Source organism: Pseudomonas sp. VI4.1 (genome assembly GCF_002029345.1).
Classification (GTDB): domain Bacteria; phylum Pseudomonadota; class Gammaproteobacteria; order Pseudomonadales; family Pseudomonadaceae; genus Aquipseudomonas.
Map to the genome: position 1 here is coordinate 1 of NZ_MULM01000141.1, position 25570 is coordinate 25570.

Here is a 25570-nt window from a genome sequence, read left to right on the forward strand (position 1 = left end):
TAGAGGAGTTGGCTGGCAGACCGCTTTCGCTGGCAAGCCAGCGCCTACAGGGGATTTTCAGTGAACAAGAAATCGGTGAACACCAGCGATCCCGTGTAGGAGCCGGCTTGCCGGCGAAGACGGTGGCACATTCAATAGAGGTGTTGGCTGACAGACCGCTATCGCGAGCAAGTCGAAGGCGGTGAATCAGGACTTCGACTCTTTGGTCCCCAGCACATCGCGAATGCTGTCCACCACATTGCTGTCCTTGATCACATCGTTCAGCCACCCCTCGAGCGGCATGTTGCCCCATTTGATTGCGCGTTCGATCAGGTAGGGGACGGGGCTCTGGGGTTCGGTCTGTTTGAAGAACTGGGCGATGCCCGCCAGCTGGGTGAAGGCCTCGTCGCGGGTCAGCGGTGTGGTGCGCAGCGGCGTGGCCGAAAGGTCTTGGGGCTGGGTCATGGCAGGACCTGCAGGTTGTTCAGCAGCGTTTTCAGGGGCGGCCGCAACGGCCACGGCCGGGTGCAGTTCGATGCCCCGATCCTTCAGCAGTTTCTCGACCAGTTGCCCGGCGCGGAACAGGATGTCATTGAGCCCGGCGAAACTGGGCGCTTCGGCGCCGAAGTGCTGGTCCGCGGTGCTCTGCAGCTGCTGGCAGGCTTTCAGGCTGGCGGCGATTTCGGCGGCCTTGAGACGCAGATAGTCCGAGTCGGTCAATACCACCGAACGCTGGAAAATCTCCGCGTTGATCTTGCCTTCGTCGAGGGCGGCCCGCATGGCCTGGGGGTTCTGCAGCGCCAGGTTTTCCACATGCCTGGACTCGTCATAACGCAGCAAACCGTATTGCTGCCCCTGGGTAATCGGCAGCGCGCCGACAATGTCCGCCAGCGAGGTTTTCATCCACGCCAGCCGTGCGGCGCGTTCATCGACGCCGTCCTCGAGGGACGGGAACAAGTCCGCCCAGAAGGCCTGCAGAATGCGCTCGGCCAGGGTCAGGCCGAAGGTGATGCCGACGAAGTGGTAGCGGTGCGCCAGGCCCTCGCTGAGCCAGGCGACCAGCATCAGGTCCTTGCTCTGTCGAGCCAGGCCTTGGGCAGCCAGGGTGATGGTCAGGTCCCAATCCGAGGATTTCAGATCGGTCTGCCAATCACCCTGGGTCAGGTAATCGGGGTCTGCTCGACGCGCTTCCTTCACCTGATCGAACAAGGTGGAAAAGCTCAAGTCTTCGCCGCTTCCCTCATTGATGGGCGCTGTCAGTTCGGCCAGCGAAAGGTCGTTGAGAAATTCAGACATAGGCAACTCTGGTCAAGATAAAAGAACACCGTGCCTGATCGCCAGGCACGGTGCCGAACACGGACCGCTTGCGCGGCCCGCCATCGCTGCAGACTTAAGCGAAAACCTTGTTGGCCGTGCGATCCCAACCGCCGGTCACGTTGCCGCCGCCCTGGCCATCGGCCCGGCTCTGCTGGGTGTAGGTGGTCTTGATGCGGGCGAAGTTGAAGCTGATTTCCTCGATCGGCAAGTCGCTGACCGATTTGTCTTCACCGCCTTGACTGCCACCGGCAACGGCCTTGACCGAAGAAACCACGACTTCTTCGAGGTTGATGGTCAGGTAGGTGACCTTGTCGCCGCCGGCGCGGTTGACGTTCAGCTGGATCTTGGCGATGTGCGTGCCTTTGCAGCAGGCTTCGAACAGTTTGGCAGAAGCCTTGTCCACGGCCTTGCGGATGCTGAAGTCGCTCAACGCCACACGCTCCGACGAAGCGCCGCCCGAAGAACTGGCCGTCGCGGAAGTTGCCTGGGTTGCGCTGAACTCGTAGCCCAGCACTTCGATCCAGTCCTTGTGCTTGTCGTCCAGCACTTCACCTGGAATGCCTTCGATCTGGATATATGCGTCAAATGCCATTTTTAATTGCTCCTTACCTTCATTTAAGGACTGACCTGCGAACAGGTCACGAACCCTTCGTATTAACCTCTTTGAAACGATCAACAGAGGTGTGTTACCGGCCTGGGCCTTTGCGTCGAGACGACCCGGGCACCGGTGTTTCTGCAAGCGCGAGACGCTCTCAGTTGAGCGCCCGCACTTCGATTTCTACCCGCCGGTTCGGCTCCAGGCACTGGATCAGCCGGGCCCGGGGCTGCTGCATGTCGCATTTGACCAGGGGCCGGGTGCTGCCTTCGCCGATGGCTTCGACCAACTCGCCGGGCACGCCTTTGCCCACCAGGTAGGTCTTGATGGTCTGCGCGCGCTGTCTGGACACCTGCATATTGCCCTGTGGGTCGCCCAGTTGATCGGCATGCCCGGCGATGATGATCTTGCCGATGTCAGGGGTGCTCAACAGCTTGCCGGCGATCGCGCTGAGCTGGCCCTGGCCTTCGGTTTTCAGGCTCTGGAAATCGGCGCGGCCAAAGGCGAACAAGGTGTCCGACTCCAGGGTGATGGTCTCGATCGAGCGCAGCGACTGGGTCAACAGGCTGTTGATGTAATTGCGCGAACTGGACGTCAGGAACGCGTTGTCGAGGATCCGCGGCACGTCTTCCTCGTGGATCTGGTCGCTGTAGAAATTGATCTGCCGGCTGGCAAACTCGTAATCCAGATTCGCGCCCGAGCCGTCATTGCCGGCACCGATGGTCTTTCCTGTCTGGCGGGCGATCGCCGGGTACCAGTAGTCCGGGATCTTTGCCTTCAGAAACGCGGGGTCAGCCTTTTCGCGCTGGGCACGGGAGAGCATGACGTAGGTGTCCAGCGTCGTCTTGCCGAAGGCCGCGATCGACTGGGCCCGGTTGTCGCTCGGCAAGGCCTTGGGTTCGACGCTGTCGATGCCGGTCACGGGCAGCAGTTCCTTGCTGTTGCGCTGATACACCTTGAGGGTGGTCAGCAGGTACAGCGAGCGGGTCAGGTTGTCGGCCGTCGGCTTGAGCATCACGCTTTCCAGCCGGGCGAAATACCGGCTGCGCAGCAGCGGCTCGACCTTGTAGCCCTGGTACAGCCCCAGACGCATGCGCAGTGGCACACCCTGGTCGTGATGTTGCGCGTAGTAATGGGCGGTCCAGAAGCGCATGCGGTCCAGGGTTTGCCACTCGGTGTATTGACCCGTCGCCGCCGCATCAGTGGCGGCCGCCTGGGCCAGTTCCGTCGAGATCGCCTGCACCGTGTTTCTGTTGTTCACATAAGACCAGCCCAACAGTCCACACAGCAGCAGCGCCAACAGGCCGGCGCCGCCAATCCAGGCGGCTTTGCGCCGACGTTCGCGATGATTGGTGGTGTACAACGCCACCAGGTGCTGGTCAGGGATGATGACCTTGCGAAACAGGCTGCTGATGAACAACGGGCGCGCTTGCGCGGTGCCGCTGGCGAGCGCCTGGTCAGAACCCAGGGAGAAACGCTCGGTGACCTGGCGGGTGTGCCCGCCCAGTTCCGGCTGGTCGGCATCCAGGGCGCTGGTGAAATAGAAACCGCGCAGCAGTTCGGCCTTTTGATACGGGTTGGCGCGCAACAGGGCATCGACGAACAGCTGGAGCCGCGGTTTCAGTGCTGCCAGTTCCAGCGGGAAGCGATACACCGCCGAATCCTGGCGGGTGATCTGAATGTCCTGCAGGACCAACTGCTGGCTCGCCACCTGTTGCCAATAGCTGACCAGCTCGTCCATCGCCACGCCGAACTGCCGGCCCCAGTCGGCCTGCTCATAACCTTTATGGGGGAATGTCTTGCCCATGACTTCGCCCCGGGCAACGTCATCCAGTTGGCGATAGAAGGGGGCGAATCCCGGCACCAGGTCGCACTTGGTGAACACCAGGTAGACCGGCAGGCGCACTTCCAGCAGCGCATGGGTTTCCTGGATGCGCTCGCGCAGGCGCTTGGCAATCCGCTCCTGGTCCTCGAGCGAGGCTTGCAGAATGTCATGGATGCTGACGGTGACGATCAAGCCATTGAGCGGCCGGCGCTGGCGGTGCTGGCGCAGCAGCTGGAGGAAGGCCCGCCATTTGCCGGCTTCCTCCTGGTTGTTCATGTAGCGCCCGGCGGTATCCAGCAGCACCGCCTCGGAACTGAAAAACCAGTCGCAATTGCGGGTGCCGCCCAGGCCGGCGACGCGCGCACCTTCGCGCTCGGCATAAGGGAAGTTGAGACCCGATTGATAGAGCATCGTGCTTTTGCCCGCGGCCGGCTGGCCGATCACCAGGTACCAGGGCAGGGCATACAAGGCATCCTTGGAATTGCCGCCCCGGGGCTTGTTGCTGTGCAGGCGCTCGATGCTCTGCAACAGGCGCTCGCGCAACAGGCTGACTTCCTCGCGGTCCGCCGGGCTGGCGTTCAGCACTGCCTGGTCGGCATCCTCGCGCAGCAGCCCTTCGAGATTGTGGTGCCGCGACACCCCGCGATACAGCAGCAGCACGTAGCCGCAGGCGAGCAGCAGGAACACGCCGATGCCCGTCAGCAGGCTGTTCAACGAGCTGAAGTCAAACGCGCGCCCGATGCCCCACACCAGGAAGATCGTGAGGAAAAACACCACCCCCAGAATGTAGGGTTGGTAGCGCAAGCAGTAATACTTGATCTTGTTCATACGGACTTCGAATCCAGGGCAGCGACAAAACGGTCGATGACGTCATCAAGAGGGCGATCGATTTCGGGAAAGACGCCGGCAGGGTGGTGCTCGTCAAACGCCTCGAATGAACCCAGCACGTCATAGCTTTGCGAGCGCTCGGCGGTGCCGGTCAGCACGCGATAGGCGTCGCTGGTGGTGCGCGAGGCGAAGCAGATCAGCCGGGGACGCATGAAGTCGTCGCCAGCAGGCTGATCTGCGGCACGGCGTTGCCGGGTGTCATGCGCGTCAACCAGGTGACCCACAAATCGGCGGTCGGATTTTTCAACCCGCGTTCCGCCGGCAAGGGCAGGGCGATACCGATCGGCGTCCCGTGGTGCAGATGCCGGTTCAAGGCCTGCAAGCGGGTGAGCACCGCGTTGGTGACGAACTCCGGGTAGGCGCCTTCCAGCGCGGTGGCGATGTCGCGCAGGTTGAAGTTCACCAGGAACTTGTCGTGCACGCGCCGGAACAATTCGAAGTCCTGGCCCTGCAAGGGGCGCAAGGCCTTGATGCGTTCGAACAGCACCGAGGTGCTTTCGCCCTGGGCGGCCATGTGCAACAAGGGCCGGATCTGCCCGCTGAACAGCTCGCCGAGGGTGAAAGGGTTGACCAAGGGCCCGGCTTCGCTGGCTTTGATGCTTTGGAAAATGAAGAACGGATAGCGGCGCTGGCTTGAATCCCGCGAACTGATCAGCCCGCCCAGCACCCAGTTGCCGCTGCGGGCGCGATAGCAGAAAAAGCACAGCGGCAACGCGTCGAACAATTCACGCCAGTCCTCACGAGGCTGCAGGGCGGCCAATGCGCCTTGCAGCCAGGCATCGAACTCACAGACGTCGTCGGCTGCACCGTGCAGGCTGACGAAGTCCGGGCTCGCGGGCACTTTGCCGAAACAGCCGATCATCGGCCGGGTCCCTGATGCAACACGAGCATGATCACTGTGGCCGTCCGCCTGTCGAGTTGAGTGCGCTCAGGGCCTTGACGTTGGCCAGGTCGGTCAGCTTGACGCCGCCATAGTTGCGCACGGCGAGGCTGACCTGGCCACTGGCGGTGTTCCAGCTGAAACGTTGCTGGATACCGTCCAGGTCACTGACCCGGGCACTGTCATTCATGCGCAACAGGCCCCAGCGACCCGGGTAATCGAACACGGTGATGCGCTCGCCGGTCAGGGTCACCACGTCCATGCGCGCGCCGGGAGCGGTGGTGGTGCCCGGCCAGGAGAAGCGGCTCCAACTGGTCTTGCCGTTGCGGTAATGCTGCACCTGGCCATCGAGGGTGAAGATGATGTCGGTGAAGTGGGCCGAAGGCTCGAGCATGATCTCGAAGCCGTTTTCCCGGTCCGACAGGCTGGCGATCACCTGGCCCAGGGAGCTGGCCTTGTCGATGCTGTTGACCATGCCCGGATTGACCAGTGGCGTGGCCTTGCTGGCGCTGCTCATGCCCAGGCCTTCGCCGCCGGACAGGTTGCCGATTTCGTTGCGCTTGAAGTTCGGCAGCAGGCCGGACTCCGGGTCGACGAAACGCTGCAGGTCCTTGACCGAAGCTTCGTTGCGACTGCCCGCCGCGATCGGGTAACGGTGCGCCATCACCTGTTCCCAGGGCTTGGCGATCTGTTGCGCCCAGGCCTTGGCGATCTGCTCGCCGGCCGGATCGCGCAGGGTTTCCCAGGCAAACTGGATCGGCAGGCTGAACAGACCTTGCAGCGAGGTGGACAGGCCGCCCTGGCTGGTGTCGACGGTAGTCTCGACATAGTTGCGCACGCTGGTGACTTCGCTCGGCTGGCCTTCCAGGGTCTCGCTGATCAGTTGCTTGCTGCTTTTGCCGACGTTTTGCGAGCGCTGGATGTTGTTCATCCGCACCTTGAGCTTGCGCAACGCCGCCAGGTAGCGATCCATGATGGTGCTGTCGGCACCCTCGGCGTTCTGCACCGCGAACACTCGAGACACCGGCTCGAAGCGCTTGGCCAGGCTGCCGTCATCCACGGCGGGCAGCGGCGAAATCAACGCGTTTGGCGAGGTGTCCTGGCCATCGAAGATACCGGTGACCTTGCCCCAGAACCCGTCATCGCGCTTGATCCCCTGTTGCAGTGTTTCACGGGGTGCAGGTACATCCCATTGGGTGTTGTCGTTGACCGCCGCCAGCAGGTTTTTCACCGGCGAGTTCTGCACGTCGCTGAGCAGCGACAGTTGTTGGGTCGCGTTGGCCATGTCGGTGAAATGGCGCACGCCGACACTGTCGATGAAGCCATACCAGGCCTGGGTGTAGTCGCGCTTGTAGCGGGTCATGAACTCACGGATGAAGTTGGCTTTCTGCACCAGGCTGTCGCCGCCTTCGCCGTCGAGCACCCAGTCCGATTCGTTGCGCAGGTTGCCCGACACCAGCTTGATCAGCTCCGGCTTGACGAACTGCTCCCAGCCCTGGCGGGTGAAAATCGCCGGCACCGCTTCGGTGCCGTACAACAGCTGACGCCCCGGCAACGGCACCAGATCGCTCAGGCCCAGGGCCGGAAACTGGCGGCTGGACTCCAATTGCAGGCGCAAATATTCGCGATCCACCAGCGAGCTGGAAATCATGAACGACTTCAGGCTGTTGCGGGTTTCGCTGATCAACTGCTCGTTGCGTGGCAGGGACGGCGCCTGGCCGTTCTTGAGCAGTTGCACGTAGACCGGCGAGTTGTCCGCTATGACGTCAGCGCTGACCGGTTTGTCGGCACTGGCGGTACTGGCCCAGGCCACCGGCAACGCCGCCCCGACGAATTCCGGCTCGGGATGCGCATCGGGCTGGGTCAGCATCAGGTACAGCTTCAGCGCGTTATAGGACTCGATGATGGACTCGACCTGGCGCTCGTCCAGCCGGCCCAGCATTTCCTCGGACAACGAGAGCCCACCGGTGGTCGCCGACAGATCGGCAGCGTCGCTCGCCGTGGCCGATTGCGCAGCGCGGTCATGCCTCTGCGCGAGCATTGCTGGCGGCACCCTTGGCCGCACCGCTCAAGCGGTTGCTGACATCACCGGCGCTGCGCGGCACGCTGCTCAAGCGGGTCGGCAATTTCAGCCCTTGGGCACGGGCCTTGGCGGAGGGGCTACCGGCCTTGGCGGACGCGGGCGCAAAGTTGTTCTGCGGGTCCATGGTTTTGGCGAATTCGTTGAACGCGCGCATCTGCAATTGCAGGTGCAGGGCCACCGGTTCCAGCGCCTGGGTGCGCAGTTGCTGCAAATAGGCATTCTGGGCGAGGAGGTAGATGTCCTCACCCCGATAAAGGCCGGCGCCGAGTTGCAGCGGCACGCCTTGGGCACGGTATTTTTCGATGGCGGCGAGTTGATCGCGCAGCAATTCCAGGCCCTGGCCCGAGGCGAGCAACTGGGCGCGATCCGGTGATTGCTGCAGCGCGGTCAGTTGCTCACGCAACGCGTCCAGCCACTGGCGGTTGTTCTGGAATGACAGGGTTTGCCAGCCAATGAACACCAGCCCGGCAAGCACCGCCACGCCCAGCAGGGCAGGGCTGAAGGATTTGTTTTGGCCGAAACGCGACTGATAGAGCGTCAGGTCGCGGTCCGGGAAAATCACCCGGCGGAAGGTATCGGTAATGAAATAGCTGCGATCGCTGATTTTCTGGCCGCTGCCGGACGCGTGCGGGGCGTGCTCGGGTTGTGGCTGCAGCGCGAACGACTCGGCGAGGTCATCTTCATAGACCTGGCTCAGCTGCTGATCGGTCTGCAGGGCGCTGGTGAAATACAGGCCGCGCAGCAACAGCGGCGCGCCCGCCTGCCCGGTGTGGGCGAAGTGCTGGAGGAACTGCTCCAGCACCACCGACAGTTCGGAAAAGTAGTTCGGGAAATTCAGCAGCGCGCTGTTGGCATCCGCCCCCAACGCAATCATCTGTGCGTCGACATGCCGGCGGATATGACTGTGCAGGTTGGCCAGCTTGGCATCCAGCACCGGGCGCAGACCCTGGTTGCGGATTTCCGACAGGCCGAAGGTCATGCCCAGCGGTTGCTGGCGTTCATTGAGGTCCAGGCCTTCGAATGCCTGGCTGAAGCCCGGCAGTTGGTCGGTCTTGCTCAACATCAGGTAGATCGGCGGGTTGGCATCCAGGCAGTCGGTGTATTCCTCGATGCGCGACACCAGTTGCGCCGCGAGTTCGTTGCGTTCGGCAGCGCTGGCCGCCAGCAACTCGGGCAGGCTGACCACCAGCACCAGGCCGTTGACTGCCGCCTTGTTGCGTTGCTTTTTCAGCATCCGCAGGAACGCGGCGAACTCGCTGGCCGACTGGTCGTCGCGCAGGTAACGGCCGGCCGTGTCGATCATCACGGCCTCGGGGCTGAAGTACCAGTCGCAGTGTTGAGTGCCGCTCTGGGTGTCATTGGCGCTGTTGGCGATGCTCGCGGACAGGCCGGAACGGGTCAGCAACGAAGTCTTGCCGGCGCCGGACATGCCGATGACCAGGTACCACGGCAGGTCATACAGCGCCGACGAGCCACCGCCACCGGCCGAGCGATCGGTGCGCAGCATCGCGATGGCGTGCTTGAGGCGTTCGCGCAGCACTTGCTGGTCGCGGAACTCACCGGTGGACTTGAGCGATCGATCGACTTCGATCTGCACCAGATGCTCAAGGTTGTGTTCCGCACGGATCCGCTTGTACTGACGCAGCACAATGATCAGCAAATAGAAGGCGCTGATGATCGCCATCGCCTCCAGCGCATAGCCGCGCAACCAGCTGACGTGCGGCGCGACGAACCAGCACACCGCCAGGCTCGCCAGCCACAACACGGGGATGACCAACCAAAAACTTTTCAACAAACGCAATAATGTCTTCATGTCTTCCTGACTCGATTACCTGACCTGTGCTCAGGCACTGAACAGCTGGCTGATTTGTTCGGACAACGCGGCGACGTCCTTGGCCAACAGCCAGTCCAGCGTCAGGTAAACCCCCACGCAGACCAGCGCAATCAGCGCCAGGTAGAGCCAGACGGGCACTTCATGGCGCAGCATCTGCGAGACCTGGTCGGGCAGGGCCCAATCGGGCGACAGCGCCTTGGGCGTCTTGCGGTAACGCGCGATGTCCTGGCCCAGGGTGTTGGCCAGGTAGCGCAACTGGTCTTTCTGGCCGAGGCTGAACTTGCCTTCGAAACCCAGCGCCAGGCACAGGTGGTACACCTCGAGCACGTCCAGGTTCTGCTTGACGTCGCTGCGCAACGAATCGATTTTCTCGAAGAAGCCTTCGCCGGCCAGGTGCACGCCGAAATAGCGGAACTGCAACGGCTGCAGTTCGAAGTGACTGCGCAACGGGTTATCGACAGCCCCCGGGACGCCGGAGCGCAACACGCTTTCGTCGAGGAACGCACACAGGGCGTATTGCGTGTCCTTCACTTGTTCGACGCTGTAGTTGGCGCTGCGGGCTTCGCGTTCCAGGGTCGAAAAGAAGGCATCGATGCTCGCCTCGAAAGCGCTGACCGAGGTCACTTGCCGGCCTTTGCGCACGATCAGCGCCATGCTGATGAAGTCTTGCACCAGGTCTTTCATCAGCGGTTTTTCGCTGGCGGTCGCCACGGCGCCTTGCATTACGGCTTCAGTCATTTGAGTACCGCCATCAGTTCAAGCTTGAGATTGGTAAAGGCGCTGGGCGCGTAGAACGAGATGGCCTGGGCACTCATCATGCGTTCGTACACCCGGCCATGGGGCTCGATGGAGAAGTAGTGATTGTCCAGGCGCACCGGAATCGCATTGGGCAAGCGGCTCGCGTGATTGAGCGTGACCCCGGGCATGGCGCTGTTGACCACCACTTCAATGTCTTCGGGCGAACCGACCTTGAACGCGCGCGGCACCAGTTCCAGCAGGCTGGAACCCGGCATGTCGGCGTGCACGGAAATATAGAAATCGGCCTCGGCCAGGCGCGGGTCGAGCAACTGTCCCTGCCAGTACGACGGCTTGGTCTGGGTCAGGTTGATCACCACGCACTGGTTAGGCACCACGTTGTCGAGCAGCACCCGAATCATCTCGTCGAGCTTGACCAGCGAGGCCGCCGGGTCGTGATGGTCATACTCGGGGATGTCGTTGAGCTGGGTGTCCAGGGAAAACGTCAGCAGGCCGCCCGCGAGCTCGGCGAGAAACAGATACAGGCGCTCGGGGTGCAGGCGCGGGTGGGCAAGCAGGTGCGCCAGGCCCGGGTGTGCCCGGTTCACCGTGTTCAACAGCCAGAACAGGGTCACATCGCTGGAGCCGAACTCGGCAATCTGGTCCGCGCGTTCGCGACGACGGCCCGACAGCGCCTTGCTCTTGGATTGCAAGGCACCGAGCAAGCGTTTGCCAAGCCCGATCAGGGTTTCGTGGGTGCCGACATGCAGGGTCGGGTGCACGAAGTGCGCGTCGAGGTTGAACCCCCCGATGTTATTGCGCGACAGCCGGGCGATCGGGCACCAGCTGTAGCCATCCAGGTTGTCGCCGTCGATCAGCATCACCACGTTCAGGCGCAGGCTGGTGATTTCGTTCTCGAGGTCGCCTTCGTTGAGGTCCGGCAAGGTGTCGAACTGCTTGCGAAAACGCCGTGCGCTTTTTTGTTCCTGGCCGTCTTCGACATAATTCATGCCGAAGGGCTCAGGCAGTTTCAGCGCGGCGTAGACCTTCAGGTCGTTGCTCTTGAGCAAGTCTTTCAAGTCACGGGCCGCTGGCAGCGGGTCATGCTGCGGCGCGTCATACAAGCTGCCGTCGGGAAACACCAGTTTCAGCCGTTTGAGCTGCAAGGAGCCGGTGGCGAGGGCTTCTTCATCGACCTGCAGCATCTGCACGCCCCAATGGAAGGGCGTGCTGCGCAGCGTCGATTCCGCCAGCTGATGCTGGTGGAACTCATCCTGGTATTGGAAATGTTGTGGCAAAAGGAACATGCCTTCCGACCACATCACCCGGCTTTGCTTACTCATGAACGCCTTCCAGTAAAGAGTTTAATTTCGACTCCGTCGCCTGTTGCGCGGAGCTGGTGGCCGTGTCTTCGGCCTGTTGCACGACCGCGTCCTGGACGCGCTGGGTGAGGCTGCCTTCAGTTGGCTGGTCGGCCTGGGCGGTAGCCTGTGAAAGCGGCGCAGACGCCTTGGCGAGCTGCGCTTCGGTCTTGGGTTTGTTCAGTACGTCGACGCCGCCCATGGCGGAGACGGTGTTGTTGTCCACCAGCACCCGCAGGCCATCGGAGGAAAACCAGATGCCTTCCTTGCGCAGCGATTCGGCGTCAAAGGCGACCTTCCAGCGGCTGTTTTCTTCCGAGCGGAAAAAAGCGGCGACGCCGACATAGCCCGCGGCCTTGTTCAAAGGCCACTTGTCGACTTGTCCCATGCCCGGCAGCAGGGTGATTTCGCGGTTTTCCAGCAACGTGTTGCCCAAGGCCTTTTGCGGGTCGTCCCACAGCGTGTCGGCGTCGATCGAGGAAAAGCGCTCCAGCGAAGTCAGCTGGTACACGCGAATCACCACCGACAGCGGTTTGCCGGACTCGTCGGGATTGAGCTGATTGCCGCCGTCGGAGGTCAGGATGACCTTCTCGTTGTCGTCGAACAGCATGTCGCCGGCCCAGGTATCGTCGACCCGCTTGCCGACACGGTCGGTGACGCCACAGGCGGTCAGTGCCATCATCATTGCCACCGCGACCAGGCACTTTGCCAATGCTGGCTGCGCTGCACGCTTCCCTGTCTGTCTGTTATCCATCACGGTTACCTGTAAGTGCTCGATCAGCTCAGGCGACAGGCGAAATCGCCGTCGCTGTCCATCTCGATGTGCAAACTCTGAATCGGTGTGTCCTGCGCCATTCGCTCCAGGACCTGCTGGGCCAGTTCCGGCATCAGGGTCTTGGACAGAATGTTGTCGATGTTGCGCGCGCCGCTGTCGACTTCGGTGCAGCGTGCGGCAATGGCCTTGACCAGCGCGGCGTCGTAGCTCAGTACGGCTTGATGGTTACGCTCGAAGCGCTGGCGGATGCGCTCGAGCTTGAGCGCGACGATGCGCTCCAGGATCGCGTCCTTGACCGGGTAGTAGGGGACGACGGTCAGGCGGCCGAGGAACGCCGGCTTGAACACCTGGTTCAACTCCTCGCGCAAGCCTTCGACGATTTCATCCGGCGTCGGCTGCTGCCCGGCATTCAGGCACGCCTGCATGATGTGCTCGGTGCCGGTGTTGGACGTGAGAATGATCACGGTGTTGCGGAAGTTGATCTCGCGGCCTTCGCCGTCATCCAGCACGCCTTTATCGAATACCTGGAAGAACAGTTCGAGCACATCCGGGTGGGCTTTTTCCACTTCATCCAGCAGCACCACGCTATACGGTTTGCGCCGCACGGCTTCGGTCAGCACGCCGCCTTCGCCGTAGCCGACGTAACCCGGTGGCGAGCCCTTGAGGCTCGATACCGTATGGGCTTCCTGGTACTCGGACATATTGATGGTGATCAGGTTACGCTCGCCGCCGTACAGGGTGTCGGCCAGGGCCAGGGCGGTTTCGGTCTTGCCGACGCCACTCGGGCCGAGCAACAGGAACACGCCGATCGGTTTGTTCGGGTCTTCCATGCGCGCGCGGGACACCTTGATGCGCTTGCCGATTTCCTGCAGTGCGTGGTCCTGGCCCAGCACCCGTTCGCCCAACAGGGCGGGCAGGCGCTGGACGGTGTCGATCTCGTCGCGCAGCATCTTGCCCAGGGGGATGCCGGTCCAGCCGGAGATCACTTCGCCGATGGTGCCGCCATCCACCAGGGCATGCACCAGCGGTTGTTCGCCCTGGACGCTGGCCAGCTCGGCACGTACGGCGGCAATCTCGCGCACATCGGGCGCCTGGTTGTCCGGATGGCTGAGCGCGCCGAGTTTTTCCACCAGTTGCAGTTCGCGCTGCCACTGTTGCTCCAGGGTTTCGCGGGTCTGCTGCCCGGCCTGCAATTCGGTCTGCAGGGTGGCCAGGCGCTGGGCATGGTCGCTGCCTTTGGCCGCTTCCTGCTGCAGCACCGCGATTTCTGCCTGGAGGTTGTCGAGGGTTTTTTTGCAGTCTTCCAGCGGCCCCGGCTGCGCCGATTGGCCCAGGGCGACACGGGCGCAGGCGGTGTCCAGCACGCTGACGGCCTTGTCCGGCAACTGGCGCCCGGTGATGTAGCGACTGGACAGGCGCACGGCCTGCACCAGCGCTTCGTCCATCACCGTGACCTTGTGGTGATCCTGCATCTTGCCCAGCAGGCCGCGCAGCATGTGGATCGCCTTGTCTTCGTCCGGCTCTTCGACCTTGACCACCTGGAAGCGCCGGGCCAACGCCGCGTCTTTCTCGAAATACTTCTTGTACTCGGCCCAGGTGGTCGCGGCGATGGTGCGCAGTTCGCCCCGGGCGAGGGCCGGCTTGAGCAGGTTGGCGGCATCGTTCTGCCCGGCCTGGCCACCCGAACCGATCAAGGTGTGCGCTTCGTCGATGAACAGAATGATCGGGTGCAGGCTGCGCTTGGTTTCCTCGATGACCGACTTGAGGCGGTTTTCAAACTCGCCCTTGACCCCGGCACCGGCCTGCAGCAAGCCCAGGTCGAGGGTGTGGATGGCGACGTCTTTAAGCACCGACGGCACGTCACCCTGGATGATGCGCAGCGCCAGGCCTTCGACCACGGCGGTTTTACCCACGCCGGCTTCACCGGTCAGGATCGGATTGTTCTGGCGACGACGGGTCAGGATGTCGACATCTGCCGCACCACGAACTCGCGGCCGAGCACCGGATCGATCCGGCCTTCGCGGGCGCTTTGCGTCAGGTTGATGGTGTACTGATCGAGGGCCGGGGTCTTGCCGTTGCCTTTGACCGTGCCGCGGGCCGTGACGTCCGCACCGGCCAGGGGCTTGGCCTGTTGCGATTCGGCGCTGCCTTCGACCAGCGCGCCGAGGTTGACCCGCAGGTCGTCGGCATTGATTTTTTCCAGCTCGGGGGCGGAGGCGATCACCACCCGACGCAGCTCGTTGTCATCCAGCAACGCCTGCAACAGATAACCGGTGCGAATCTGCCCCTGGCCGAATTCGATGGAGGCCAGCACCCAGGCTTGCTCGATCATCCGCGTGATGTGCGGCGACAGTGCCGGGGTGCGGGTATTGCCTTTCTTGAACGTGCCCAGCGCCGTCAGCAACTGCGCCTGCAGGCGCTCGGGCACCACGTCGTAGTGACGCAGGATGGCCGGCAGGTCGTTGTCGAGGCTATCCAGCAACTGCAACAACAGGTGCTCGATCTCGACGTCGTAGTGCTGTTCCGACAGGCACAGCGCCGCGGCGCTTTCGGTGGCGGTGCGGCTGGTGTCGTTCAACTTGGCAAACAGGGACTTCAGGTTCACAGGGAGACCCCATCGAATGGAATGTGGAAGAGGGCGCAACGGGACGGTTCCACGTCGACGCCCGGGCGTTTGAGCCAGCCCAGCCAGCCCAGTGACACATTGCCCTGGCGCCCGAGGCGGGCCACGGGCACGGCTGCGGGCTTGAGCCTGGGCGCCAACTGGAAGTCCAGTTCGGCGACAACGTAGAAGCGCACCAGTTCCACCAGTTTCTGGTAGTCCACGGTGCCGGGCTGGAAGCGTTGATAGTCGACCAGGTCCAGCGGGCCGATCTCGATTTGCACGCAGGATTGATAGTCCCAGACCCGATTGCCCGCCACGGCGCTTTGCCCGAGCACGGCGTTCTTGCGACCCAACTGCGTGCACTGGCCGGCATCGAGTTTCAGCCAGCGGCCGGCAAACGGCTTGACCTTGAACGGCAGCGAAAAATAGAAACCCAGCATCGCTTCGAGGTTCATCGCGTTGCGTGGCTTCTGGGCGAACAGGCCGGAGAAGTAGCTGAACAATTCGCGCCGCAACGGTGAGCCTTGCCTGTCGAATTTCTGCTTCTGCGCCTCGGGGCCGAAACCCACCAGGTTGAGCAGGTAGCGATCGAAGTCCGAGGTGCCGTTGCGTTCGTACTCGATGTAGAACTTGTATTTCTGCCAGGCCTCGTAAAACAGCGTGGTCATGCGGTGCGAGAAAATATCGAGGAACGCATGGGCCGCGTCATCCCGGTACTGGATGTGCCGCTCGATCAACAGCTCGGTGTAGGGGCGCGGCAGCACACCCGAAGGCCCGACCAGGCCCATGAACGTGACTTGCACTTCGGACAGCGGCAAGCCGGCCGCGGACACCTTGCCCTCGCGCTCGAACTGCAGGTCGCTGACTTCACTGGCGGGGAAGTTGAGCGACAGCTGCGAGCGAAAACGCAAAGGGTCTTCGTGCGGTCGAGTGTCCAGGTCCATGCGCCCGGTTCTGCTGTAATGCAGGCGGAGCAAGCGCACCAATTGGAAAAATTCGAATCGGTGCGGCTCAGCCCGTGCCTGGTCGATCAGACCAGGGGTTGATCGCCGGTTCGTGGTGGCCATTGGACGACTCTCTTTTCGCGCTGCAAGGTGCGAAGGGTTAATTGGGTAAAACTGTTCATGCTGCAGTACTGGCCAAAGAAGTGGTCCAGCACCATGCCGAACAAAAACACACCGCTGCCGGTGTACTGGCTTTCATCGAAATTCAGGGTGATGCCGACGCCGCGCACGAAGTTCGGCCGCGGGTGGCCGATACGCGCCACCACCGGTTCGCTGCTCAGCGAAACGATGCCGTTGATCTGCTTGCGGATCGCCGAGACGTTGCGGTAGTTGTAGAGCGACAACAGCTCCAGCAGCACGTCGCGCCCCCGGGACACCAGGGACATATGGTTGAGCGACAGGTGCGAGATCAGGCGCCAGATCACGCCATTGCCCAATGGCACGCGGGCCGTTGCGGTGGGTTTGCGCAAGCAGCGGATGTCGTTGATCACCGAGTTGCCGGGAATATTGAAGTCGCCGCGCTCGCCACCGAACGGCAGCATCAGCGGCAGGTCGCGGTTGCTGCAGGTCAGGCGGATGCTCAACGTATCGTTGTTCGAGTCGAGCAGCTCCAGCTCGCGATCCACCACCCGGATGACCATGTTCGAGCCATCCCGTTGACGGGTCTGCACGGGGCGCCGCCGGGCAATCCAGAAGCTTTGGCCGGGTCCCTGGTCGCCGCGCGGTTCGAAAAACGGGTGGCAGGTGTCGACCTGATCGAGGCCGCCGACCTTGCGCACCCGGCGTACGCGATCGATGGACACCACTTCGGCCGAGCTTTGCAGGCGCACATCCGGCGTCACCGCGTACTCATGCTGGGCATGGGTCAACTTGATCGGCTCGGCCTGCTGGCGGAACAGGTTGATGATCGGGGTGCAGTTGAGCTTGAAGTTATTGCGTCCGATGTTCTGCGTCAGGCGTGCCAGGCGATCGCTCAGGTCGTAATCCGAGAAATAGAAGTTGATCTCGATGTTCTCGAGGTTCTGGCCCGCCAACAGCCGCGCAAACCCCGACAGGTCGAAGAACATGAACTTGTCCGGGAAGGTGAAGTACTCGTGGAGCAAGCGATAACCCAGGAACGAGCGCTCCGAGTAATCCACCAGGCCTTCGTCCAGGCCATAACCAACGGCTTTCAACGCGTTAGCCGGCAATGCGACCTCGCGCGTGCGGCCCTGATCGTCGAAGCTCACCGTCGCCTTGGCCAGGTTGTTGAACAGCAACTCGTAGAGCTGCAGCATCAGGGTGCTTTCGCCGTCGAGGAAAAAGCGCAGGCGGTCCAGTTCCATCTTGCCGAACAACACATCGGACGTTGCCCTCAGGCCGATGCGCAGCCGCGCGACCAGGTCGGCGCTGTGACCGTTGAACGCCGAGCGCTCCATTTCGATGAACGAGGCTTGATGCACCGCCACCGGCCAGAGTTCGACCGGGTAGCAGGTGCGGAATTTGCACACCACGCCATCGATCGGGTTGGCACTGAGTTCAGTGTGCCGGGGGACACGGAAGGCTTCGGTGACTTTCTCCCGCTTGCCCAGGTTGAACTCGACAATCGACATCGACGGGGTCGGGCGCAGGTAATGCGGGTACAGCACTTCGAGAAACGACTCGACGATTTCCGGCAGTTCATCATCGAGCTTCTTGTGCACCCGGGCCGACAGGAACGAGAAGGCCTCGATCAGGCGCTCGGTATGCGGGTCTTCGCAGTTATCGCCCTCGATGAGCAACCGCGAAGCGATCTTCGGGTACTGGCTGGCGAACTCCTGGCCCAAAAAGCGCAGGTGCGACAGTTCCTTTTCGTAATAGGGCAGCAGATCGTCGAGCATCAGTTGAGGTTCTGCACTTTGTATTCCTGGGTATTGACCTGCAGCACCGCGTCGAAGGACACCTGACGGGTGATGTCTTGCAGACGCAGTACGGCGTCGACGCGGAAGGTCAGCATGCGTTGGCCGGTCTGTTGCGCGAGCAGCTGGACTTTGACGTTGCGAAACCGCCGGTCGCCGACGCTGATCGCCTTTTCCAGCTGGCGTTGAATCAACAGGCGGTCCTGGGGATCCAGCACGCTGCGGCTGGTGAAGTCCGGCATGCCGTAGTCGAGGATGGTTCCGCCCAGATTGACGAAACCCTCCAGTTCGTTGGCGACCAGGGACTGGCGCGTGTTGACCAGCACCTCGAGGTCGCGAACGATGCTGGCCTTGTAATCGGCCAGCGAACACAAGCGTTGCGATGACGCTTCCATGGACTGATGGGGCAGATCGTCCAGCAAGCGATCCAGCAGCGATGGCAACAGCCTGTGTTGACTACTCATGTTGCCTCCCTGGCAGTGGTGTTGATCAGCCGCGGGTCGATTGCGGCAATTCGGCGACCAGGCGCAACGAAGCGGTCAGTTCGTCCAGTTGATAGTGCGGGCGCAGATAGGTCACGGCCTTGTACACCCCCGGCTTGCCCGGAACCTCGAACACTTCGGCCCGCGCTTCACGCAACGGGAACTTGGCCTTGGCTTCCTGGCTGGCGGTGTCGTCCAGCAGCACGTAGCTCGACAGCCACTTGTTGAGGAACAGCTCGACGTCCTTGCGCGAGGCAAAGCTGCCGATCTTGTCGCGCATGATCGCCTTCATGTAGTGCGCGATGCGCGAGGTGGCGAAGATGTACTGCAACTGCGCGGACAACCGGGCGTTGGCATTGGCGATGTCGGTGTTGTAGTGCTTCTGCTTCTGCGTCGACTGGGTGCCGAAGAACGCGGCGTAGTCGGTGCCCTTGCAGTGCACCAGCGGAATGAAGCCCAGGTCCGACAGCTCTTTTTCACGGCGGTCGGTGATGGCGATCTCGGTCGGGCACTTGAGGGCGATTTCGCCGTCATCGGTCTTGAAGGTGTGGGTCGGCAGGCCTTCGACCAGACCGCCACCTTCGACCCCGCGAATCGCCACGCACCAGCCGTAGCGCGAAAACGCGTCGGTGACCCGGGTGCCCAGGGCATAGGCGGCGTTCATCCACAGGTACTTGTTGTGATCGCGACCATCGACGCTTTCAACGAAGTTGAATTCCTCGACCGGCGTGGTATCCGGCCCGTAAGGCAGGCGACCCAGCACGTGGGGCAGGGTCAGGCCGACATAACGCGAGTCTTCGGAGGCGCGGAACGACTTCCACTTGGCGTATTCGACGGTGTCGAAAATCTTCGCCAGGTCCCGCGGGCCGGACATGTCGGTAAACGAATCCCAGCCGAACAGCTCTGGTGAGGCCGCCGAGATGAATGGCGCATGGGCCGCTGCGGCGACATGGGAAATCTCTTCGAGCAGGTACATGTCTTCCGGGCTGCGGTTGAACTCGTAATCCCCCAGCAACATGCCGAACGGAGCACCACCGAAGGTGCCGTATTCTTCTTCGTAGATCTTCTTGAACAGCGCGCTCTGGTCGAATTCGGACGCCGACTTGAGGTCGCGCACCAGGTCTTTCTTCGACGCATTGAGCAGCTGGATCTTCAGGGTGGTGCTGGTCTCGGTCTGGTCGACCTGATACTTCAGGCCGCGCCAGGACGCTTCCAGCTGCTGGAACTCCCGGGCGTGCATGATTTCGTTCATCTGCTCGGAGAGCATCGCGTCGATTTCGGCGATGCGCGCGTCGAGCACGGCAATCAGGTCCTTGCTCGGCGTCATCTCGCCTTCCAGCACCTGGCTGACCAGCTCGCCGATCAGGTCCCGGGTGCGGGTGCGCTCGGTCTCGGAACGCGCCACACGGCTCTGGGAAATGATGCTGTCGAGCAGCGAGGAGGGCGGGGCGAAGTTTTCCACTTCAACCAGATCGCTGTCCTGTTGAGTCACGGTTTGCTTGTCGTTCATCGTCAGGCTCCTACTCTTTACCATCGGTGGCTGGAACGGCGGCTTCGCGGCCGAATTCCTTGCCCAGCGTTTTCAACTTTTCAGTGTTCTGCAACACGTCCATGAGCAGCTCTTCGAGCTTGTCGTTGCCGCCCATCTTGTTGCGCAGGTCCGCCAGCTTGTTGCGCACTTCCAGCAACTTGCGCAGCGGCTCGACCTGCTTCACCACGTTCTGCGGTTCGAAGTCTTCGAGGGCGCTGAAGTTGAGCTCCACACCCAGCTGCGTGCCATTGCTGACCAGGGTGTTGTCGACCCGGTAAGCCAGGCGCGGCTTGATGCCCTTGAGCACGCCGTTGAAGTTGTCGCGGTCGATGAAGATGAACTTGCGGTCCTTGAGCTTCGGCAGCGGCTCCAGCGGGTTGCCGGAGAAATCGCCCAGCACACCGACGACAAAGGGCAGCTCTTTCTTTTCCTGAGCGTCACCGATATCCACGTCATAGGTGATATGGACCCGAGGCGCGCGAACGCGGTCGAGTTTGTGCTGGGTACTTTCCTTCTTCGCCATCGTGATCTCCTGGTGCGAACACATTCGCTGCAAGTCGTTTGCGTGTCGGCTCAACTGTTGGCCTGGCGCGTTACATTCCTTCGATCGTCAGCAGAAGGCGCTGACGGATCTCATCGTTCATTTCCACAATATTCTCGTGGCCGACCAGCTCTTCGAAGCTGGTGTTGCCGGCGATCTGGGTGCTGCTGCGGATCACCGATTCATCAGGCAATTGGGCGCGCACCGGTGAGCCGATCACGCAAAAGGGCAGGTCGCCAAAGTCCTTGAGCCGCTCGAAACTCAGGGGAAAACGCAGGCCTTCAAGCACCCGGCCCACGCCCGGCGATTGGCTCAGGCAGTAGAACAACACCAGGTAGTGCACGACAAAGCGGTGCAGTTCGGCGCTGCTGCGATTGGGGTCCTTGATCACTGTGCGAAAGCGGGCCAGGTCAAACGAACTGAAACCCACCACCCAGCGCACGGGGCTGGTGATGCGAATGGATTGCCCGCTTTGGGACAGCACCTTGTCGTACTCCAGCGGGAACAGTTCCGGCGTCGTACCGATCAGGTGCAGGGGGACTTCAAGCTCATTGACCAGCTGGAACGGCGAGGCCGAACCGATGCGGTCGTACAGTTCCTTGAGCTCCTTGAAATGGTGTTGGGTCTCGCGGCCGCTGCTGCGCTGCGCGCCTTGCAGGTACTCACCGAAAAACGTCTGCGGACGAATCAGCAATGCCAGGGTCGCCAGATAGTCCGAAGCCTGCGCCTTGAGCGCATCGGAAATGGCCCGGGTCTGGCTACGCAATCTGATCAGTGCTTCAACATCAAACGCTTGAGTCATTGGTACATCGTCCTTGAATCTTCACGCCGGCTGCCCGAACAAATACGGGAGAGCGGGAAGAACGAATTGCTCAAAACAACACCTGGGCACACAGTGCGTTTGCCGATGTTTACATCGCAAAATCGCACTGCCAGGAATAATTGGAAGTGAATGCTGGCATATCGGTATCGAATAGCCACCAGCGTCGTATAGGGCACCGTTTCGTATCGAAAAGTTCACACGGAAGCGGATTTTTTCTCGTTTTTGATACATGTCGCAATGATGTCTTCGAGCCATCACGCGCTGCAAAATGCTGTAGGAATATTCTGAGACCCAATGAATTCAATAGTTTCAGGGGGTAAATGGATCCAATTTTCTATGTGAAATAAATTGAAAAAAGGTGAACCGGTTCACCAAACGGGTCTTTTGAACCGCTGAGAAAATAAAAGAGTTGGTGCAGGCAGGTTTATATGTCGCAAGTAATGGCAAAGCAGAGGCTGTGCAAGAGGGCGTTGGCCATTTGCACAGACAGCCTCGCCGCAGCAGGGTCCGCTGACTTCAGCACGATATTGTGCGGCGTCTCTGCGCTTGACATTGGCGATCCAGGGGTGTCTCCTTTTGCGCGGCATCGTTCGTTGGATCCAAAAAACGTGGCGTACTCTGGTTTTTAAAATGTCTCAGGTACTTTTCAAAAAAGTCGTGGTCGTACCTTCCGTGCGAAGGTGTTGAGTTCTTGTCGTGACTGCGTGACTGTTACCGCATTGTCTATCTGATTCGTGCGGACAAAAGGAGAAGGATGCATGGACGAAATGTTTTTTCCCTGCACCGTGGCAAATCCACGTGGTGCACGCAGGCAAGCGGGGCTGATGGGTAGCGGAAATTCGTCGTTTCCCAGTGAAATCGCTTCCCGAGCCTTTCCCGCTCAGAATTTTGCCGGTTACTACGCGACCAGCGATTACAACGCTGCGATGTATCTGGTCCATGAATTAGCTTCGCCTGACACCGACATTTCATCAGGCGAAGCGCAAGAGTATGTGCAGTTGCTGCGCTCTTTGTTAAGGCGGTTGAGAACGGCCAAGGATGTTTCCGTCGAAGCGCTGAAGAACTTGCAGGCACAGGCGGAAAGCATTCCAGGAATAGGGTCCCTGTTGTTTTCGCCAGCCAACTTGCCTGGCACTTTAGTCAGCGCCGGTACCAGCGTGGCAGCGATGTCCAAGTCCAAGTCGGTTGTCGACTTATTGGACATGACAGCAGCCGACAAGAAAAAATTGATCAAATGGGCGAATAGCCGAGGCACGTCGACATCGAGGTCGGCCAAGCAGACATTCAAGGGAAAAATCAAGCTGATCCGTGTAGGAGGCCAGCTTCATTTCGAAGTGCCGATTACCGCCCAGGCGCAAAGTTACAAAGTGCTCGGCCAGGTTGGGCGGCAGGTTGCTCATATCCCTGCGTACGGGACCCGGGCTGCACTTAACGAGCGTGCAATGCTGCATGCCGAAGGCGCGCCTCGTGGACTCAAGATGATGACGGGTAACGTAGTGGGCGTTGCGTTGGCTATCGGGCCACAGGCTTATATTGACTACACAAGTTCAACGACGATGGACGAGTTTTATCGCAAGTCTGCCTATAGTCAGCCTACTAACGTTGCGGCATTCGCTGGCGGGTTTGCCGGAAGTGTAGCTGTCGGAATCATTTCTGTTGGCGTTGGAGCGGGAGCCGCCCCTTTGGTTCTGATTGTGGCTGTCGGTTGGCTGGCAGGGTTGGGCGTACAGGCACTGATGGCCGGTACAGGCGCGGATAAGATGGTCGGGGATTACCTTACAAAGTGAAAGTAAATTATGATTGATGTCGAAAATATGAAAAAGAACGCTTGGGTATTATTTCTGGTGGCGTCTTTTTTTGGTCTTTTTGGGCCGTCTGGTTTGAGTTATTACTGGTGGTTTTATTCAGTATTCTTTGTGTTGTTTTTTGCTTGGACTTTGTATTTGATATATGGGTGTGAGCGATATGTTTTGTTTTTGGCGACGATGATTTTGGTGGGTGTTGCCATATTCTCGTTCCTGGCAAGTAGTTTGGCGTATGTGTCCGTTTCAAGCTATACAGCGGGAGCGAACATGATTTCCATTGTGGGTGGGTTGGCGCCGATTTTGGCGGTGGGTGCGGTACTTACCATCATTCTATTGACTAAGCCATCGTATTTTCCCTTCGAGTGCAAAGGCAATCGAGTGACTGTCCGGCGCAAAGAGCCGGGCAAGAAAAACTACCGCATTGGATTAATTGCGGGAGCGTCGACCCTCACCGGCGGAATATTTCTAAAGTCAGTTGACGCATTGACCAGCAATGTCGTTGCGATCGTAGGCTGTACAGGATGTTCAATCGCCATATTGATCCTGTTGCGCCACAGTATTCGAGGCCTGCGCACCCTCCAGGTCCAGGAACGAAGCATGTCTGCTCATTACACCTTCATGCAAATCGACCAAATACGCGAGGCTCGCAGTCGCTGGTGGCTCGGCAGATTGTTTAAGCGGCTGGCATCCCCGCGTCACTCCCCAGGCGCCTGATAAACCAACCGTTAGTGGTGTCTGGACAGGCCGGATACCCGAATATTGATTCCAGGAGTTGTACATGACGATGGACCTTTCATCCCTGTTTACGGCGCAGAACCGGCGCTTGTTCAAACTGACATTGGCGCTCAAGGGCGGGCAAGAACTGCTGCTTGAGTCCTTTTCGGGGTATGAGGGGTTGTCGGCAGGCTTCGGCTTCCAGCTGGAGCTGCTTTCGGACGACTCTGCCGTAAAACTCAAAACCGCCATGGGACAGTCGGCGACGATCGAGATCGAGCTCGCTACAGGTTCCAGTCGATTTATCAACGGGCATGTATTGAGTTTTGGCAGTAATGGTAGCGACGGTGGCATGTGCCGCTATTCGGCGGTCATCGGTTCCTGGCTTAACTTGCTGGAACAGCGGTTCGACTCACGGATCTACCAGGATCAAACGGTCGAACAAGTTATTTCACAGGTTTTCAGTCGCTATGAAGGGCTTGCCAAGTATGAGTTTCGTGTCCAACGTACACTCAAACTACACAGCTATATCACTCAGTATCGGGAAAGTGACCGCCATTTTGTGATGCGCCTGCTGGAGCACGAAGGGCTTTTCTTCTACTTCGAGCACACCGCTGATAGTCACACCCTGATCATCCTGGATGACTCATCCGCACTGCCTGCTCTGCCCGAACAGCCGCAAGTGCGTTTTCATACGGCTTCCATTACTGAAACGGCTGATTCGATCACCCACTGGAGCGCAACCAGGGAGTTGCAGTCCAGCAAGATATCCGTCCAGACCTTCGACTACCGCCAACCTGGTAATCGCATTCCAGTCAGTATGAACAGCCTCAATCAGCAAGGCGATGTACCTGCGTACGAGATCTACGATTTCATGGGCCAGTACACCCATGGAACCTACGAAGACGGCGAAGTGCTGGTGCGCAATCGCATCGAGGCGCTGGAACTCAACGGCAAGATCTTTTCAGGTGCGAGTAACTGCCGTGCGATGCGTCCTGGCTACACGTTCGAACTCACACAACACTATGAACACGATAATGGCTCGGTTGAAGATCGACAGTTTCTGTTGATGTTCATCAAACACCGAGGCAGCAATAATTACCTGTCTGGCGGCCAGGCCGGTTACGCCAACAGCATTGAATGCGTACGCAAGAAAATCAAATACCGGCCTCAACTCGAAACGCTGACGCCATCGATCTCAGGCCCCCAAACCGCCATCGTCGTCGGTCCTCCGGGCGAGGAGATCTACACCGATGAGCTCGGGCGCGTAAAAGTACAGTTCCACTGGGACCGCTACGGCGAGCACAACGACAAAAGCTCCTGCTGGGTTCGCGTCGCCCAGTCCAGTGCCAGCGGTGGCTTTGGCAGCATCCTGATTCCGCGGGTTGGCGATGAAGTGGTGGTGGTGTTCCTCGACGGCAATCCTGATCGGCCGTTGATCATGGGCAGTTTGTACAACAGCCAGAACATGCCGCCGTGGTCGTTGCCGGCGAACAAGACGCAGAGCGGGTTTTTGACCCGGTCGATGAAGGGCGATGGCGGCACGGCGAACTTTTTCCGCTTTGAAGACAAGGCCGGCGCCGAGCAGGTTATCGTGCATGCCGAACGCAACATGGACACCGAGATCGAGGTCGACGAGATCCATAGCGTTGGCAGCAATCGCACGATCACAGTGGGTGGCACGCACACTGAAACGATCAAGAAAGATACGGTGATGAATGTCCAGGAAGGCTCGCTGACGATTCAGGTCGACAACCAGTTCATTCAGGTCAATGCCAAGCAGCACATCATTCTTCAAGTGGGCGGCAGCAGTATCAAGCTGACACCTGAAGGAATCGAAATAAAGGGTGATGCCATCGATATTCTTGGCAAGAACACCTATGTCCACGGTGATCGTGTCGATATCAACAAGTGAG

15 protein-coding genes and 3 pseudogenes are annotated in these 25570 nt (G+C 60.3%); 3 read left to right on the plus strand and 15 right to left on the minus strand.

The annotated features are described in order from the left end of the window. Positions 1 to 186 precede the first annotated feature (186 nt). The 15 genes and pseudogenes from tssA to BZ163_RS12170 form a co-directional block, all read right to left on the minus strand. Positions 187 to 1275 (minus strand): type VI secretion system protein TssA, encoded by a 1089-nt coding sequence (tssA, locus tag BZ163_RS12100; RefSeq protein WP_128871102.1) that lies wholly within the window; start codon positions 1273 to 1275, stop codon positions 187 to 189. A 94-nt stretch (positions 1276 to 1369) separates the two neighbouring features. Then, positions 1370 to 1888: a type VI secretion system tube protein Hcp gene (locus BZ163_RS12105; RefSeq protein ID WP_064677225.1), complete on the minus strand. Its 519-nt coding sequence runs from the start codon at positions 1886 to 1888 to the stop codon at positions 1370 to 1372. Positions 1889 to 2048: 160 nt separating this feature from the next. Continuing rightward, positions 2049 to 4544, minus strand: coding sequence for a type VI secretion system membrane subunit TssM (gene tssM / locus BZ163_RS12110; RefSeq protein WP_128871103.1), 2496 nt, complete (start codon positions 4542 to 4544; stop codon positions 2049 to 2051). Then, a pseudogene (gene tagF, locus BZ163_RS12115) lies at positions 4541 to 5466 on the minus strand (type VI secretion system-associated protein TagF). The gene tssM and the pseudogene tagF overlap by 4 nt, the downstream one beginning before the upstream one ends. 31 nt (positions 5467 to 5497) lie before the next feature. Continuing rightward, positions 5498 to 9380: pseudogene (locus BZ163_RS12120) on the minus strand (type VI secretion protein IcmF/TssM N-terminal domain-containing protein). Positions 9381 to 9410: 30 nt separating this feature from the next. After that, the gene (gene icmH / locus BZ163_RS12125; RefSeq protein ID WP_128871104.1) at positions 9411 to 10139 is read right to left on the minus strand and encodes a type IVB secretion system protein IcmH/DotU; all 729 of its coding nucleotides are present in this window, start codon (positions 10137 to 10139) and stop codon (positions 9411 to 9413) included. Next, a complete protein-coding gene (gene tssK, locus BZ163_RS12130; protein WP_128871105.1) occupies positions 10136 to 11479 on the minus strand; it encodes a type VI secretion system baseplate subunit TssK in 1344 nt (447 codons plus the stop codon). The genes icmH and tssK overlap by 4 nt, the downstream gene beginning before the upstream one ends. Next, on the minus strand, positions 11472 to 12251 hold the full coding sequence (tssJ, locus tag BZ163_RS12135) for a type VI secretion system lipoprotein TssJ (protein WP_128871106.1): 780 nt from the start codon (positions 12249 to 12251) through the stop codon (positions 11472 to 11474). Before tssJ ends, tssK begins: the two co-directional genes overlap by 8 nt. Positions 12252 to 12274: 23 nt before the next feature. Further along, a pseudogene (gene tssH / locus BZ163_RS12140) lies at positions 12275 to 14877 on the minus strand (type VI secretion system ATPase TssH). Beyond that, positions 14874 to 15944 carry a type VI secretion system baseplate subunit TssG gene (tssG, locus tag BZ163_RS12145; RefSeq protein WP_128871107.1) on the minus strand — a complete coding sequence of 357 codons (1071 nt, stop codon included), beginning with the start codon at positions 15942 to 15944 and terminating at the stop codon, positions 14874 to 14876. Before tssG ends, tssH begins: the two are co-directional and overlap by 4 nt. After that, complete coding sequence (gene tssF / locus BZ163_RS12150; RefSeq protein WP_128871108.1) at positions 15908 to 17740, minus strand: type VI secretion system baseplate subunit TssF; 1833 nt, start codon at positions 17738 to 17740, stop codon at positions 15908 to 15910. Before tssF ends, tssG begins: the two co-directional genes overlap by 37 nt. Continuing rightward, positions 17740 to 18222 carry a type VI secretion system baseplate subunit TssE gene (gene tssE, locus BZ163_RS12155; RefSeq protein WP_128871109.1) on the minus strand — a complete coding sequence of 161 codons (483 nt, stop codon included), beginning with the start codon at positions 18220 to 18222 and terminating at the stop codon, positions 17740 to 17742. The genes tssF and tssE overlap by 1 nt, the downstream gene beginning before the upstream one ends. A gap of 25 nt (positions 18223 to 18247) precedes the next feature. Next, entirely contained in the window at positions 18248 to 19750 is a 1503-nt protein-coding gene (tssC, locus tag BZ163_RS12160) for a type VI secretion system contractile sheath large subunit (RefSeq protein WP_064677236.1), read from the minus strand. Positions 19751 to 19760: 10 nt separating this feature from the next. Continuing rightward, positions 19761 to 20294 carry a type VI secretion system contractile sheath small subunit gene (tssB, locus tag BZ163_RS12165; protein ID WP_128871110.1) on the minus strand — a complete coding sequence of 178 codons (534 nt, stop codon included), beginning with the start codon at positions 20292 to 20294 and terminating at the stop codon, positions 19761 to 19763. A 70-nt stretch (positions 20295 to 20364) separates the two neighbouring features. After that, positions 20365 to 21114, minus strand: coding sequence for a hypothetical protein (locus tag BZ163_RS12170; RefSeq protein ID WP_128871111.1), 750 nt, complete (start codon positions 21112 to 21114; stop codon positions 20365 to 20367). 779 nt (positions 21115 to 21893) lie between these two features. Between BZ163_RS12170 and BZ163_RS12175 the strand changes: the two genes are divergently transcribed. The 3 genes from BZ163_RS12175 (at position 21894) to tssI (ending at position 25569) form a co-directional block, all read left to right on the plus strand. Further along, positions 21894 to 22922 (plus strand): hypothetical protein, encoded by a 1029-nt coding sequence (locus tag BZ163_RS12175; protein ID WP_128871112.1) that lies wholly within the window; start codon positions 21894 to 21896, stop codon positions 22920 to 22922. 9 nt (positions 22923 to 22931) lie between these two features. Next, positions 22932 to 23654 (plus strand): hypothetical protein, encoded by a 723-nt coding sequence (locus BZ163_RS12180; protein ID WP_128871113.1) that lies wholly within the window; start codon positions 22932 to 22934, stop codon positions 23652 to 23654. Positions 23655 to 23718: 64 nt separating this feature from the next. After that, the gene (gene tssI, locus BZ163_RS12185; RefSeq protein ID WP_168187351.1) at positions 23719 to 25569 is read left to right on the plus strand and encodes a type VI secretion system tip protein TssI/VgrG; all 1851 of its coding nucleotides are present in this window, start codon (positions 23719 to 23721) and stop codon (positions 25567 to 25569) included. Position 25570: the final 1 nt, after the last annotated feature.

What these genes read in the sequence shown, in the direction of transcription:
- tssA (WP_128871102.1), bottom strand. Translation starts at nt 1,275, where the DNA reads ATGTCTGAATTTCTCAACGACCTTTCGCTGGCCGAACTGACAGCGCCC.
- BZ163_RS12105 (WP_064677225.1), bottom strand. Translation starts at nt 1,888, where the DNA reads ATGGCATTTGACGCATATATCCAGATCGAAGGCATTCCAGGTGAAGTG.
- tssM (WP_128871103.1), bottom strand. Translation starts at nt 4,544, where the DNA reads ATGAACAAGATCAAGTATTACTGCTTGCGCTACCAACCCTACATTCTG.
- icmH (WP_128871104.1), bottom strand. Translation starts at nt 10,139, where the DNA reads ATGACTGAAGCCGTAATGCAAGGCGCCGTGGCGACCGCCAGCGAAAAA.
- tssK (WP_128871105.1), bottom strand. Translation starts at nt 11,479, where the DNA reads ATGAGTAAGCAAAGCCGGGTGATGTGGTCGGAAGGCATGTTCCTTTTG.
- tssJ (WP_128871106.1), bottom strand. Translation starts at nt 12,251, where the DNA reads ATGGATAACAGACAGACAGGGAAGCGTGCAGCGCAGCCAGCATTGGCA.
- tssG (WP_128871107.1), bottom strand. Translation starts at nt 15,944, where the DNA reads ATGGCCACCACGAACCGGCGATCAACCCCTGGTCTGATCGACCAGGCA.
- tssF (WP_128871108.1), bottom strand. Translation starts at nt 17,740, where the DNA reads ATGCTCGACGATCTGCTGCCCTATTACGAAAAGGAACTGTCGCACCTG.
- tssE (WP_128871109.1), bottom strand. Translation starts at nt 18,222, where the DNA reads ATGAGTAGTCAACACAGGCTGTTGCCATCGCTGCTGGATCGCTTGCTG.
- tssC (WP_064677236.1), bottom strand. Translation starts at nt 19,750, where the DNA reads ATGAACGACAAGCAAACCGTGACTCAACAGGACAGCGATCTGGTTGAA.
- tssB (WP_128871110.1), bottom strand. Translation starts at nt 20,294, where the DNA reads ATGGCGAAGAAGGAAAGTACCCAGCACAAACTCGACCGCGTTCGCGCG.
- BZ163_RS12170 (WP_128871111.1), bottom strand. Translation starts at nt 21,114, where the DNA reads ATGACTCAAGCGTTTGATGTTGAAGCACTGATCAGATTGCGTAGCCAG.
- BZ163_RS12175 (WP_128871112.1), top strand. Translation starts at nt 21,894, where the DNA reads ATGGACGAAATGTTTTTTCCCTGCACCGTGGCAAATCCACGTGGTGCA.
- BZ163_RS12180 (WP_128871113.1), top strand. Translation starts at nt 22,932, where the DNA reads ATGATTGATGTCGAAAATATGAAAAAGAACGCTTGGGTATTATTTCTG.
- tssI (WP_168187351.1), top strand. Translation starts at nt 23,719, where the DNA reads ATGACGATGGACCTTTCATCCCTGTTTACGGCGCAGAACCGGCGCTTG.